The sequence below is a fragment of the Agrobacterium sp. CCNWLW32 genome (assembly GCF_037083425.1).
In the GTDB taxonomy this organism is placed as follows: Bacteria; Pseudomonadota; Alphaproteobacteria; order Rhizobiales; family Rhizobiaceae; genus Agrobacterium; species Agrobacterium radiobacter.
In genome coordinates, this window is sequence record NZ_JBAOJM010000008.1 from 91,373 (window position 1) to 104,488 (window position 13,116).

At 61.9% G+C, this 13,116-nt stretch carries 9 protein-coding genes; all 9 read right to left on the reverse strand.

Annotated elements, in window-relative coordinates; translation table 11 throughout:
* Window positions 1-84 precede the first annotated feature (84 nt).
* The 9 genes from tssM to tssC are packed head-to-tail and all read right to left on the reverse strand — an operon-like array spanning window position 85 to window position 13,105.
* Window positions 85-3,564, reverse strand: coding sequence for a type VI secretion system membrane subunit TssM (gene tssM / locus V6R85_RS17380; protein WP_111792890.1), 3,480 nt, complete (start codon window positions 3,562-3,564; stop codon window positions 85-87).
* Window positions 3,561-5,063, reverse strand: coding sequence for a type VI secretion system protein TssL, long form (gene tssL, locus V6R85_RS17385; RefSeq protein WP_111792891.1), 1,503 nt, complete (start codon window positions 5,061-5,063; stop codon window positions 3,561-3,563). The genes tssM and tssL overlap by 4 nt, the downstream gene beginning before the upstream one ends.
* The gene (tssK, locus tag V6R85_RS17390; protein WP_020811182.1) at window positions 5,060-6,400 is read right to left on the reverse strand and encodes a type VI secretion system baseplate subunit TssK; all 1,341 of its coding nucleotides are present in this window, start codon (window positions 6,398-6,400) and stop codon (window positions 5,060-5,062) included. Before tssK ends, tssL begins: the two co-directional genes overlap by 4 nt.
* Window positions 6,390-7,595, reverse strand: a complete 1,206-nt coding sequence (locus tag V6R85_RS17395) for a type VI secretion system-associated FHA domain protein (RefSeq protein ID WP_162690426.1) — start codon at window positions 7,593-7,595, stop codon at window positions 6,390-6,392. The genes tssK and V6R85_RS17395 overlap by 11 nt, the downstream gene beginning before the upstream one ends.
* Before the next feature lie 4 nt (window positions 7,596-7,599).
* Entirely contained in the window at window positions 7,600-8,604 is a 1,005-nt protein-coding gene (tssG, locus tag V6R85_RS17400) for a type VI secretion system baseplate subunit TssG (RefSeq protein WP_111792892.1), read from the reverse strand.
* A gap of 9 nt (window positions 8,605-8,613) precedes the next feature.
* On the reverse strand, window positions 8,614-10,395 hold the full coding sequence (tssF, locus tag V6R85_RS17405; RefSeq protein ID WP_060724232.1) for a type VI secretion system baseplate subunit TssF: 1,782 nt from the start codon (window positions 10,393-10,395) through the stop codon (window positions 8,614-8,616).
* Window positions 10,388-10,897 carry a type VI secretion system baseplate subunit TssE gene (gene tssE, locus V6R85_RS17410; protein ID WP_003504539.1) on the reverse strand — a complete coding sequence of 170 codons (510 nt, stop codon included), beginning with the start codon at window positions 10,895-10,897 and terminating at the stop codon, window positions 10,388-10,390. The genes tssF and tssE overlap by 8 nt, the downstream gene beginning before the upstream one ends.
* Window positions 10,890-11,714: a type VI secretion system accessory protein TagJ gene (locus V6R85_RS17415; protein ID WP_111792893.1), complete on the reverse strand. Its 825-nt coding sequence runs from the start codon at window positions 11,712-11,714 to the stop codon at window positions 10,890-10,892. The genes tssE and V6R85_RS17415 overlap by 8 nt, the downstream gene beginning before the upstream one ends.
* The gene (gene tssC / locus V6R85_RS17420) at window positions 11,711-13,105 is read right to left on the reverse strand and encodes a type VI secretion system contractile sheath large subunit (RefSeq protein WP_060726790.1); all 1,395 of its coding nucleotides are present in this window, start codon (window positions 13,103-13,105) and stop codon (window positions 11,711-11,713) included. The genes V6R85_RS17415 and tssC overlap by 4 nt, the downstream gene beginning before the upstream one ends.
* Between the last annotated feature and the right edge of the window lie 11 nt (window positions 13,106-13,116).

A 13,116-nucleotide genomic window follows, 5' to 3' on the forward strand; every position in this document is an offset into this window, starting at 1 on the left:
TAGTTGTTATTGACCGTGGTGCTTTTCGTCGTTGCTTTCATCATAGATCCCCTCCGGTAAAAAAAACGCTGCGCCGCCCCGCCGCTAAAACTGCGCGGGGCAGGCAAAGCCGGCGATGGCGTCCAGCCTGAATGGGTTGAGAACCGAGCCGAACTGAATATCGAATTCGGCAGCCTGAGCACCATTCTCAAATCGCACCCGCAGCAGATCACCCGACTGGTTTTCGATGTCGGCGCCGTCAAACAGCCGGAATGGCGACCAGTCGCCGTTTTCGGTCTTCGCCTGCTGCCAGCCGCCCGGCTGGAAAGCGATGCGCGACAGGCTGGCCGTGTTTTCGCGCGACGGCCAGGTAATCGATTTCGCCTGAATGGGGCCGTGATAATAAACGACCCGCTCACCCTCGATTTCCAGCATGACGGCACTGGAGGCATTGGTGAGCGAAACGGGTTTGACATTGATCGACACCGCCGGCGTCTCGCTGCCATTCGGGAAGAAGGCGCGCGAAATCTTGTCGGCATTTTCGAACTGGGCAATGGCGCTGCTGGGAATGCCTGCGGCGCCGAAGGTGCCTTTCCAGCTCCAGGGGTTGGTTGTCCTGTCGACAAACGGCTCCAGTCGCTGTTTGAAGAAGCTCTGGAAAACACCCGTTGGCCCGAAGAGACGGGTGAAATCCGCGATGGCGACATCGCGGGAGGATGACCTGTCAAAAGGATAACGGCCTGTCACGATGGAAGAGCACAGGGATGCCGCATCGGCTGCCCAGAGTTCGGCAATGCGGCTGCGTGCGGATTTGACCGCAAGCGAACCGACATCCGCCGCCACGCCCGCCACCCACACATCCAGCGGCGCCGGCAAATCGCGGGCCTGCTGCAACAGATCCTGATTTGCTTTGGTAAGCTGGCTATCCACGTCGAACACCTTGGCGACTTCGTCGGAGGTGGTTGCCGAGCGGGCAAGCTGCTCGTTCAGCATCTTGAAATGCGCGAGCAACTGTTCCGATGGCGAACCCCCGGCCTTGCCGCCATTGGCCTGCTCGCCTGCTGCGGCCGCGCCTTTCGCCGCCAGCATGTCCCGCAGTCTCGCATAGGGATCGGCCGCGTTCACCGTGGCGGCCAGAACGGCTGCGGTTGCGTCGCCTTCCGCGGTGGAGGCGAGGGTGGCCGGGTTTGCTCCGGGACGTAGATCGGTCGCATCCGCGATCGATCTGGCAGCTTCCACCACGATATTGCGCTCATTGGCAAGTGCGCGGGTCGTTTCCACCGCGTCGCCAAGGGTCTGGGACGATTTGACCCGAAGGTCGGCCAGCGTATCGGCCCATTTTTTCTCGAAACGGTCGAAATAGATTTGCAGTGCAGCCTGCGCCACCTGCTCGACCGTTGCGCCACGGAGTGCATCATCGGAACCGCGCACCCACCCTTCGGAAAGTGCGATGCGCGCCGCATGGGCCACCTGTGGAATGACGACGCTGCGATATCCTTCCGCCGTGAAAAGACCTTCGATGCCTTCCGCCATCGGCACCTTGCTGCGGCGCTCGAAGGCACGCTCGCCAAGCGGGCCGAAAGCCGTGGCGGGTGTCCATTCCATCAGTTCCCGCGCCTGCGGAAGACCGGCGAGAATATCATAGGCACGCGTGCCGACAGCCTGGTCGCGGATGGTTTCGCGGGCGGTGGCGATGAGCCGCGCATCGAGCTCGATCGGGGCGAGTACGCCATTCGCCAGCGCTTTCGCGTGCTGGTCGAGCGCTTCTCTCGCCGCCGCTCGTCCGTCGCCGGGGTAGAGGGATGCGAACATCTGATGCGTCTGCACGGTCAGGAAATCGGGGTCCAGCGCACCCATGCCGCCGAGCATTCCATAGAGCTTCAGTGAATTGAAGGTGCGCGTGACATCCTTTTCGTCCTTCAGCTGCTTCTGCAGCTGCACGATCATGCGTGGCAGGAGCAGGGCGTTGAGCGCGCGCTGATAGGCGTCGCGCTGCCGTCCGGCGATCTTGTCTTCCTGATCGAGGCCGAAGCTGACGTTCCACACTCTCTCGCGGGCAAAGCCGGAATTGACATCGCGCAGATTGTCGAGCGCCGGAAGGATGCGGAGAAAATCGGCGTCGGAAACATCGCGCACGGGAATGCCCTGAACGAGCTGTTCATAAGCGCCAAGTTTGCGATCGGCTTCCGCCAGCGCCTGCGTATTGGCGAAATAGGTGAAAATCCAGCCGGTGAAGACAATGGCGACTGCAATGGCGGATACGCCATAGGCGATGCGCCGCACCAGCAATTGCCGTCCGGAAAGGCGCTTGTCGCGCATCACCAGTGCGGCTTCTGGGAAGATGACGTCCTTGAACAGCCGCGACAGGAAATAGCTTCGGCGGGCTCTGGACGCTGCGGGCGATCTTTCCGTTTCCGGCTGCGTTCCCGAAGCGAGATAAACGCCACGCAAAAGTGGGGCTTCGATGAGGGGAGAACTTGCGCAAAGTTCGCTCAGCGCCTCATGGAGCCGGTCTTTCAGCCGCGCGAGTTCGGCGGGAAAGCGGAAGATGCGCCCGCGCGTTTCGGCATTCTGCTCCTGCTGCAGGCGCTCGATCAGCATCGCATCGACGCGCTGTTGCAGCAGTTCGAATTCTTCCGTCAGGCGTTGCGGCAGGTTCTCGGCGGAGTAGCTCTCATCCAGCTTGAAGGTGGTGCCCCATACCTGCTGGCGATCGGTCTTGTTGAAACCGTCGAAGAATTCCACGAAACCATGCAGCAGATCGGCCTTGGTAAGGACGATGTAGACCGGAACGCGGGCGTGAAGATATTCATCCAGTTCCGAAAGCCGCCGGCGAATGGAGCGCAGTTCCTGCCTTTGCTCCTCGGGGTCGCGGGTCAGAAGATCGGGGATCGACAATGTCACCAGCGCGCCATTGATCGGCTGCGAGCGGCGATAACGTCTCAGAAGGCCGAGGAATCCTTCCCAGCCAGCCTTCGATGAGCCATCAAGGTCGTCCTGCGTGGTGTAACGGCCGGCGGTGTCGATCAATATCGCCTCGTCGGCGAACCACCAGTTGCAGTTACGCGTGCCGCCGATGCCCTTTACCGCGTTTTCGCCAAGCGCATCGCCAAGCGGAAATTGCAGGCCGGAATTGGTGAGCGCTGTCGTCTTGCCGGAGCCCGGTGCGCCGAAGATCACGTACCAGGGCAGGTCGTAAATATAACCGAAGCGCTTTTTCGTGACCCGCCGCAGCAGCGCCAGCGCTTCCTTGAGGCGCGTCTGGATTTCGCCGACTTCGGCCTGGCGGTTGGCCAGGGCTTCGCGCTCGATACTGTCGACAAGTTCCTTGTCCTGCTTGCGACCGCGATAAAAGGTGACGACGATATAGACCAGCCATATCGCCAGAATGATGCCGATGGCGATGAGCCGGGCCTGTGTCGTTCCCAAAGGCTTGAAATCGCCCAGCGCGACCAGATAGCCGTAAAACCAGATGACGATACAGAGCGCGACCGCCCATAACAGCGACAGGAAACGGCGGCCGATGAGAGCCGCATAGCTCTCGACATAGGATCGGATCGTATAAAAATAGCTCAATGGATTCATGGCTGGGCCTCTTGCGGCTGCTGTCCCGAACTGTTCTGGATGGTCGGCGAGAGAATGCCGGCGTCGCTCAGTTTTTCATCGGGATTGGTCAGGACCATGATTTCCGTTCTGCGGTTTATCTGGCGGCCTTCCTCCGTCTTGTTGTCGGCGATGGGGTCGCTGTCGGCCCGGCCTTCGGTCAGGATCGCTTCCGGGCCGGTGAATTGGGAAAGAATGTCCCCGACCGCCTTGGCGCGCGCTTCGGAAAGGTGCCAGTTCGATGGAAACTCCACCGTCTTGATCGGCACGGTGTCGGTATAACCGATGACAACGGCGCGGAATTTCTCAGCCGCAAGCGCGCCGCCGATGCGCTGGATGAGGTCGCGGAACTGCGGGCTGACATCGGCGCTGCCGGTGGAGAACAGGCCCGAATTGTTGATGCGGACGCGCAGCCGACCGTTCACATCCGCAAGCGTGACAAGCTTCTTTTCGACTTCCGGCTGAAGGAAGGCCATCAGCTTTTCAAGCCGGGATGGTTGCCGCGGCTCCGTCTTCGGCGGTTCCACGACCTTGGGCGTTTCGACCTGCGCCGGCGGTTGTGGCGGCGGGCTTGCGATCAGCACGCTCGGTGTTTCGTTCGGCGGCAGATGGGCGAGCCTCTCGAAGGTGACATCGGAGGCGTTGTTGAGCGACAGCGTGAAGAAGAGATAACCAAGCGCAAAGGCAAGCGCCATCAGGGACAGCAAGGTCCACAACGCTGCCATCGTGCGCAATGGCGTATGCCGTGCATCGACGCCTTTCCAGTGTGGCGAAAGCTCCCGCTCGAAAGTGCCGTATTGGCCGATCAGCGTCTTGTAGAGGCTGTCGCGGATGCGCGAGAGCTCCAGCGTACCCTTTGGCGAAACGCGGGTGCGTCCTTCGAAAGCCAGCGACAGGCACAGATAGATCAGCAGCAGCAGATCCTTGTTGGCGCCGGGCGACTGGTGGAAATGGTCGAGAATGTCGAAAACCCGGTCGCCGCCGGTGACATCATTGTGGAAGGTGGAGACGAGGCCGGAGCGCGCCCAGCCTGCCCGCACGCCCCAGGGCTTGCTCAGAACGACATCATCCACCGTGGCGCAGACGACATAATGCGCCGCCCTTGCCCGCTCGGGGCTGATGCGGGCGGAAGCGAGGTCGCGCTCGTAGCGGGTGATCGCTTCAACGCAGGCGCGGCGAAGCTGGTCGGAATCCGGCTCGGCATCGCTGAAGCGCAGGAGATGCGCGAGGTTGAGAAGGGGGGCGGCCGATTGCACGAGCGTCGGCACATCGCCGCCGCCGAAATGAAAACCGGAGAGCAGCTGATCGACCGGCATGGCGGCAGCGCTTCCCTTGGGTCGCCCGGCCGGCTCGTCGGCCTCGACAATGTCTTCCAGGATCGCCGCCATGTTGCGAGCGTTCTGGTTGCGTCGGCGGCTTTCTTCGGTGATTTCGACCACCGTCGGCAAATCCTGCCAGGAGGAGGGCTTTTCCTTGCTCATTCGCGTAACGCCCACATTTCCATCTCAAGCCCGGGAAACTCGCCTGCCAGATGCAGGGCGATAGCGCCTGATGTATCAAGCTGCTTCCAGAGTGGTGATTGCGTGTCGATCTCGAAATAGACAGTGCCGGATCGATAGGGCAATTGCCGCGGCAGAACCGGCAGGGAGCGCACGGGAATGCCCGGCAGCGCCACGTTGACCAGTTCGGAAATCCGCTCCACCGGCCCAACCTTGATCTGAGCCGGCAGACGGCGGCGAATGTCCTCGGCGGCTATGTCCGCGCGCACGGCAAGCACGAAACCGGCATCGCGCAGAAGCGTGCGGTCGTGGATGGTGCCGACGCGGACGCCGTGGCGGCGTTCCACCAGTTCGATTGCCACAGCCGCCTGTTCCAGAACCGCTGACAACGATGTGCGCAGATCATCAAAAACCGCACCGAAGGTGGCCTTCAAATCTTCGTGCCGATAGGGCGGGAAATCCGTCGCCCGTTTTTTGTCCGTGGTGAAGGTGGCGAGTTCGCCGGCAAGCTGGATGCAGTCTTCGTAAAAGCGGATGGGGTGAAAACGCGTGGCGTTGGCGCAGCGGTGCGCCAGCAGCGGATCGGCGCGGTTGAGGATCTGCAGCAGGAAATAATCGCCCACTTCCGCGGTTCCCCGGATCGTCGGGTCGCCGATGCGTTCGGCAATCGCCTGCGCACGGTGGCGCACGATCCCGAGAAGTTCCGTCAGCAATTCGTTGAGGCGGGGTGCCGCCGCGCAGCTGAGGCTCGGAGGAATGAAATCCGGGTCCAGAATGACCGCGCGGTCGGAGCGGACCTCGATGACCCGTGCCAGCCCGATGAGATCATAACCGGAAAGATCGTCGCCGGTCTTGAGGAATTTCAGGCTAAGACGGCCGACATCGATGGGGGCCACGAAATCCGTCTCGATATTGGTGTCGGAGACCTCATAGCTGGAAGCGGTGAAGCGCACATTATTCGCATCTTTGCGGCCGCTGGCGGACATGTCCGCCTTGCCCGGCTGCCGGGCCGGCAGGGCGAGATAGATGAAGGCGTTCTTCACGCTTTCGTCGAGATCGAGTGGCGGCGGCAAGTCGGAATCTTCAGGCGCTTCGAAGGGCGTTCCATCGGGAAGGACGCCACGCAGGTTCGACAGGGCGAATTGCCCTATCGACAATGCGCTGCGGTCCACGCCGATTTCGGCGATGCCCCAGGGGTAAGGCGAGAGGTTGCGCGTGGTGTTGCGCACAAGGCGTTCGGTCCAGCGGTCGGATTGCTGAAAATGCTGGACGCGAAGAAACATGCCCTCGCTCCAGGCAACACGGTTCTCATGTCTCATTGTGGTTGTTTACCCCCTTTGCATCGGCCGCAATCGCGTCAGGTTCCGGTGTAGGCGCGGTCTCACCGCGCGCTGCCCGCTGCAGGAACTGTCTGATCGGTAATGGACGGCCGTTTTCCTCAAATTGCTTTTTGTACGTGGACCAGTAATCGGTCTTCATGATCAGGCCCTGCCAGTCCCTGCGGCCGATTTTCGCCCGGAGATCGTTGCCGGCATCGACGGAGGTTTCGAAAAGCCTTGGCTCGAGCTTTTGCGTGCAGTTATGGATCAAGGTTTCAAGAGAGGCGGCGAGACGCCGCTGCTGGCGGATGAGCATTTCCACCCGCTCGGTCAGGGAGGCTGACGAACCGTGGCCGGCGCGCTCGCTTTCAATGTCGAGAATGGCCAGACAATCGGCGCTTTCCCGCTCCAGCGCGGTCAGAAGATCGCCGATCTCCTGGGCGGTCGAAACATCAGCAGTTGATGCTTTCTCCAGGGTCAGCTCTTCGCTTGCCTCCGGAAAAACACTGTCAAAATCTTCGCTACTTACGGCCGAAACCGGGCGTGAGATCATGACCGGCGTGTTCAGTGCGTCGGTATGTTCGTGCTCGCTGCTCGCAACCGGCTCCTCGTCCCAGTTGTCAGGCAGAACGGTGCCGATTCCGCGCGCCGAGGGCGGCTCGCTCCAGCCTATCTCGACATTTCGCGAAATGGATTTTGCCTTCCGGTTCGCGCCCTCGCGCCATGTTTCGGACCAGTCATCGGGCGAAGCGGTGTTGCCCATCACACCGCCGGCCGAACGGCCGTTCGGGGCGATGTCGGCAAGGATCGCCGAAATGGTCAGCGGCTCGTCACTCATACGCAGGGATGCGTCGGGATCGGAAAAATCCAGCTCGGCATCACCGCTGATGGCAACCTGAAAAATCTGCCCGCCAATATTGATTTGCGAACCGTCCCGGAGACGCGCGCTTTCACCTTCGAGCAGCAGGCGGCCATCGACCAGCGTGCCGTTCGCGCTCTGGTCAAGGATCGTAAAACCTTCACCATCGCGGCTGAGCGTGCAGTGCTGCTTGGAAACGCGCCGCTCATTGTCGTCGATCTGCCAGTCGCAATCGCCAGATCGGCCGATGACGCGGCGGCCGCGCTCAAAGCTCCATGGATTGGCTCTTGCGGCTCCGATATTTTGTGTGCCCCTGAGTGCAAGCTTCATATCCATGCCCTCACGCGGAAATCGCCGAGCCTTCCGGCTCGGTCACCACAGCATCGGCGCTGTCTTTTTGGGCGGGCGCCACACGAGCCCAGCTGTTCCAGCCGAGACGGGCGGGAGCATCGGACTGGCCGAGGCGGCAAAAGGGAATGTCCTCCTTTTTCAGGATCACCTGCACATCGAAATGCAATGCGCTTCCAACGAACAGGCGCGTCAGCGAAAATATCTCCGCAAGCCGCTTCGATCCGGGCGTCAGGGCCAGATAATCCGCATAGGCGACAGGACCGATCACGACCCGGAAACCGCCGCTCATATCTTCGACAGCGCTTCCCGCCGTCGCGTTCTGTCCGAGCCTCAGTCCGGATGCCTGCCCGAGCTGGCTTTGTTCATGAAGCGGCAAAGCCACCCACCGCCGGCGAAACTGTTCGACATTGACCGGAAGTCCCGTGAATTCGCAAAGCATTGATGTCAGGGCGGAAACGTTGCGATTGCGGCCGGCCAAAAGGCCGCTGAAACGCAGGAGCGCATCTTCGCTCACGCCTGCCTTCTCGACCAGACCTGCAGTGCGAAAACCGGTGAGCGCGAGCAGGGTTTTATGGAAACCATTCTCCCGCTGCTCGACCGACCAGCGCAGGCCCCTTGCGAGGCGGTATTTTTCCGTCGCGGATACGAATAATTCGCTGAACCTTGCCGCGAACAGATTGAAGAAGCTTGCCAGCGCGCCGGAGCGATTGCGTTCCTCCCGCTGCAGCAATTCGCCATAGGCCGGCGGCAGCGAACCGAGCGGCCCGACGATGGGCGCGAAAGCGGATTTCAGTTCGGCCTGGCCGCGTTTGTGGTTGAAACCGCTGATCGCCAGCGGGGTCGGTTGTGTTCCGCCATGGGCACCGATGACGATCCCGTCATCCGCGGAAACGAGTTGGGCGACGCGAAACGCAGTGGCGGGCTCAAAACGGCCGGGATCGTCGCTGAGAAGCGCCGCCTGCCGGTCTTTCATGGTTGGCGTTTGCTGTTCCATCCCGGTCTCCTAGAGCAGCGGCCGGTCGGCCGCACGGGCAGGCCAGCGGGCAATCGGTTTGGAGTGGCCGCGCATCGTCGCCGTCAGCCGCGTGAAACTGTTGATCGAGGTGTAGAGCCCGAAGAAATGGTTGAGGACATTGGCGAAAACAAATGCGGCGGGTCGCGCGATCAGCGCGGGGTCGAACTCCACGGTGATGTCCGTTCCCGGCACCATGGCCGAGCCGATCCGGGCATGGGAATTCTGCGCCTCGACATTGCTGATCGCCTCCACGAGCTGCCGGGTTTCCGGGCTGTCCCTGAAGGAATAAAGCGACAGAATGTCCTTCAGCGGTGCGCCGCCGCTGTCGGTGAGGGACAGATGGTTGAGGAGGAGATGCGAGATCAGCCGCCATTCACGCGCCGAACGCTCGTTGACACGGATCGCCGCTGTCGGCGGCATCAGCGCATGGATGGATTTTACAGCCTCGTTGCCGGTCGAAAGCTGCAGGAAGGGGTGTCCCCCGCCAAAGGGGAGCTGGCTTGGCAGCTCGCGATTGATGCACAGCGTGTCGATGCTCGCTACCATGTCGAGCGGTCCCAGCGGTCCGCGCTTCTGATCCACGAAGGCGATGTCCGTATCGGAAGAACCATCGTCATCGAACCGGCGCTGTATCTGCCAGAACACGTTGGCGCCGTTATTGCGCTGTGTGCGGCCGAAGAACGGGGAGGTCTTTTCGGTCTGCCCGGAGCGGCTGGTCAGCTGGACGTTTTCGACGGCGTAGATTTCGCGGGTCCGCTGCCGCCGTGCATCCGGCAGCAGGCGGTATTCCGTGCGCGTGCCATCGAGGCTGAGCGGTTCGCAGCTTTGTTTGAACAGGTTGATAACCGGCGAGGCGTTCAGCACAAAATCCCGGACCGACACCATGCGCTCAAGCTGCGTGTCCGCCGCATCCAGATAGATGTAAAGCTCGCAATCGCCGCCGCTCCATTTCTGCAGTCCGTCGATATCGAGAAAGAGAAACTTCTGCGGCAGCGCGAAGAATTCGGTGAGAAGCCGGTAGCCGTCAAAACTGTTGGCGGGATAGGGCAACATCGCCTGATCGCGCGTATAGCCGGATGGCCTGAGATTGCCGGCGGGCAGGAAAACGGCTTCCTTGTCCTCGGCGTGACGGGCAAGCGCCATGCCCACGCAATGATTGGTCAAAAGCTCGTAAAGCGCCGTGGCCTGCTGCCAGGCGGCGGACAGGAAAATCTGAAGCTTTGTCAGTCCCATTTCCGGGAAAGTGCCGCCGCGCGGCGCCGTGCTGCGCAGCGAAAGCCGCAGGCAGCTGGCGGCGCCGGCGAAGGAGGCCGAAAACGGCGCGTCGATCGGCTGGCCGGACAAGGTTGCGGCTGCGATTTGCAGCGGCGCGATCTCCACCGCCTGCGTGGTGCGAAAACGGCAGCTTTCACCGCCGACGGGTTCGGCGAGGATTTCACTGTGCCTTGGGAGCGTCTGCACGGTTGCGAGCGCCGTGCTCGGGGTGAACTGCACCACGCTCATGGACGGGATGGGCGCAAGATAGTGCGGATAGAGCGTTTCCAGCAGGCTGTCCGACAGTTCGGGAAATTCGTCGTCCAGTTTCTGGCGCACACGGGCGGCGGAGTAGGCGAAGCTCTGGATCAGCCGCTCGACATGCGGATCGTCGGCGACATCTCCCGTCATGCGCAGCCTGCCGGCGATTTTCGGGAACGCCGCCGCGAAACGCGATGCGCGTTTTCTCAGGGCAAAAAGTTCGTCATTGTATTTTTCGAGAAAGCCGTCAGCCATTCGTCGCCTCCACCAGGAAACGCTGCGTGGACGGATCGATCCGGGATTCGAAGCTGATCGGCGGCATACCTTCCTGAAGGCGGAAACTTGCCTGTATGCGCATGCGAAGCGCCCGGTCGCCATCCGTGCGGTTTTTCAGGATTGTCACATGCACGTCGGCAAGGCGGGTTTCGAACAGGGAAATCCGCCGTTCGATGCTGCGCGCGAGCCGCGCCTTGGAGGCATCCGTCACCAGATTGGCCGAGAGAATACCGTCCACGCCGTAGCTCACCAGCGCATCGGACAGTTCCTTCAGCGCCGCCGGCGGGCCGGCGGGGTTACGGCGGGTATTGAGCAATGCCTCGAGATCGCGGCGGATCACCTCACGCATTTCGCGCGCCTGATCCTTCAGGCTGACGAGCGCGTCCGTTTCGGCATCCGGCGCGTCATCGAGCAGCCGGTCCAGAACGGAGCGTGACAGCGTTCTCTGTCGTGCGCGATATTGCTCGAGCGGATCAACCACGGGCGATCTGCCTTTCATCGTCGGATGCGGCGGAAAGAGAACCGATCTCGTGGAACGGCACGACATCGTCGCCAATCAGCAGGCAGCGCTGGCCTTGCCCGGTCGCCAGCGGCTGGTCCTCTTCGCTCCAGCGCGTTTCCCGGCCAAGGAGAAGGCCGACATCGTCCTTTGCGCCGTGATAGATGGCCGGAAGCAGCACGGATGCGACCGCGCCGTCGCGCAACGTCAGTTCGGCCCCGCGGAAAGCGAGGTCACGCGGGCGGCTCATGGGGTCGATGGTGAGGCTTTCGATGCGGCCATAATCGATCCACAGATAGCGGCCGCCATTGGTCAGCACTTCCAGCGCGTGCGGAATCCGGTCGTCCAGATCGCGGATATCGCCGGCGTTCTTGTCATTATGGCCGATCGCCACATTGCCACGTTTTTCGTCGAGTTCAGCCAGCGCGGTTCCGGCAGCATCCGCGTCACCGCTGCGTGCGGCGATATTCGCCCGGATGGCCAGCTGATCGAGTTCTGACGGACCGCCGGGGAAATCCGGCACCGCGCCGGTTTCGAACCATGCATTGCGTGCGGCCATAGCGCGCAGCTGGTGGCGGAAGAGGGAAAAACCAACGCTTTCCTGCGGCGAGAATGTTGCGGCCAGATTGCATTGCGCATCGGCCTTCTCATAGTCGCCGGCGAGGACCAGCAGGTCGATGTAGAAATGGCGACCATCCTTGTCGGTGGGCCTGGTTTTGACGTGTTCGCGCGCAAGCCCGATCGCCTCTTGCAGCCGGTCATCATCGAGAAGGCGGGAAATGTCGTCGCGCAGCGTCATGCGGATATCCTTTGCGGCTCGGCCGAAGATCGGGATGCGGCCGCCGGCGGCATCATGGTTTCGGCAATGAGGTGGAAGCTCGTGGAGACGTCATCGAGCTGGAAATGCGGCTGAAGGCGCACGGTGCAGGAGAATGTTCCGGGCTTGCCGGGAACCTCGAAGACGTTGATCCCGGCAGAGCGCAGCGGGTAGCGCGTGCGCAGCGTCGCTTCCGCATCGTCATTGCCGAGCGTGTAGGAGGAAAGCCAGCCTTCCAGCTTGCGTTCTATCGTCGAGGCATCGCTCAGCTGGCCGATATCGTCGCGCATGATGACCTTGAGGTAATGCGAGAACCGGGAGGCGCACAGCACATATTGCAGCATGGCCGCGAGGCGGGCGTTCTGTCTTGCCGCTTCGCTGGAATAGTGGCCGGGCGCATGCAGGGACTGGTTGGCGTTGAAGATCGCCATGCCGGAGAGATAGGTGGTGGAGACGGGCACGATGCCGAGATCGGAAAATTGCTGTTCCTGCCCGGTCGTCAGCTGCACCTCGACGGGCGGCTGCGCGGAAAGGCCGTTGCTCTCGATGCCGAGATCGAGCGGCGGCAATTGCCGGGAAGAAAGCATGCCGCCATCCACGGCGTCCTGCGTTACACCGCGCAAATCCGCAAACCAGCCGGAATCGACGAAATTGCGCACCACCACCGTGGCAAAAGCGAAGGCGGCGTTGCCCCAAAGCAGGGTCTCGCCGCTTTCCGCCACATGCTCGCGAAACGGAAATCCGTCATCGCGTCCGCGCGCATAGGGCCTGTAGGGCGAGCGCAGCAAAACCCGCGGCGCGACAAGGCCGACAAAGCGGGAATCGTCACGTGCACGAAGCGCGTTCCAGCGCAGTCTCGATTTCTCCTGTTTCAGCCAGGAAAAATCGTGGACCCGGCTGAGCTCCGAGAAGTCCTGCAGGCCGACGGCCGAAGGCGAGGCCGCCGCCACGAAGGGGCAGAAGGCGGCCGCAGCCACCATGCCGATCTGCGACAGCGTCGTGATGGAATCGGCACCCTCGAGATCGTCAGGGGAAAATTCGTAGTCGCCGATCAAAAGACCGACCGGTTCGCCACCCGGCATGCCGAATTCGCGGTTATAGACAACTTCGAAAAGATGGCTCTGGTCGAAATCGGTGGCGCGTTCCGTGTTGCGGGCAAGGTCGCGCCAACTGGCATTCAGCAGCTTCACCTTGACGTCAGTGCCGCGGCCAGCCTCGCGCACGACCATGGCAAGCCCACGCCATCTCGCTTCCATCGCCTGAAAATCAGGGTGATGGAGAATGGCGTTCACCTGGCCGGTCAGCGCATCGTCGATGAGGGCGATGAGCTGGTCGGCAAAAATACGGGCGTCCGGAAAGGACTGATGCGCCATGAGCGGGCTCC

Coding starts and splice junctions, on each gene's coding strand:
- tssG (WP_111792892.1), bottom strand. CDS start 8,604: ATGGAACAGCAAACGCCAACCATGAAAGACCGGCAGGCGGCGCTTCTC.
- tssL (WP_111792891.1), bottom strand. CDS start 5,063: ATGAGCAAGGAAAAGCCCTCCTCCTGGCAGGATTTGCCGACGGTGGTC.
- tssC (WP_060726790.1), bottom strand. CDS start 13,105: ATGGCGCATCAGTCCTTTCCGGACGCCCGTATTTTTGCCGACCAGCTC.
- tssK (WP_020811182.1), bottom strand. CDS start 6,400: ATGAGACATGAGAACCGTGTTGCCTGGAGCGAGGGCATGTTTCTTCGC.
- tssM (WP_111792890.1), bottom strand. CDS start 3,564: ATGAATCCATTGAGCTATTTTTATACGATCCGATCCTATGTCGAGAGC.
- tssF (WP_060724232.1), bottom strand. CDS start 10,395: ATGGCTGACGGCTTTCTCGAAAAATACAATGACGAACTTTTTGCCCTG.
- V6R85_RS17415 (WP_111792893.1), bottom strand. CDS start 11,714: ATGACGCTGCGCGACGACATTTCCCGCCTTCTCGATGATGACCGGCTG.
- V6R85_RS17395 (WP_162690426.1), bottom strand. CDS start 7,595: ATGGATATGAAGCTTGCACTCAGGGGCACACAAAATATCGGAGCCGCA.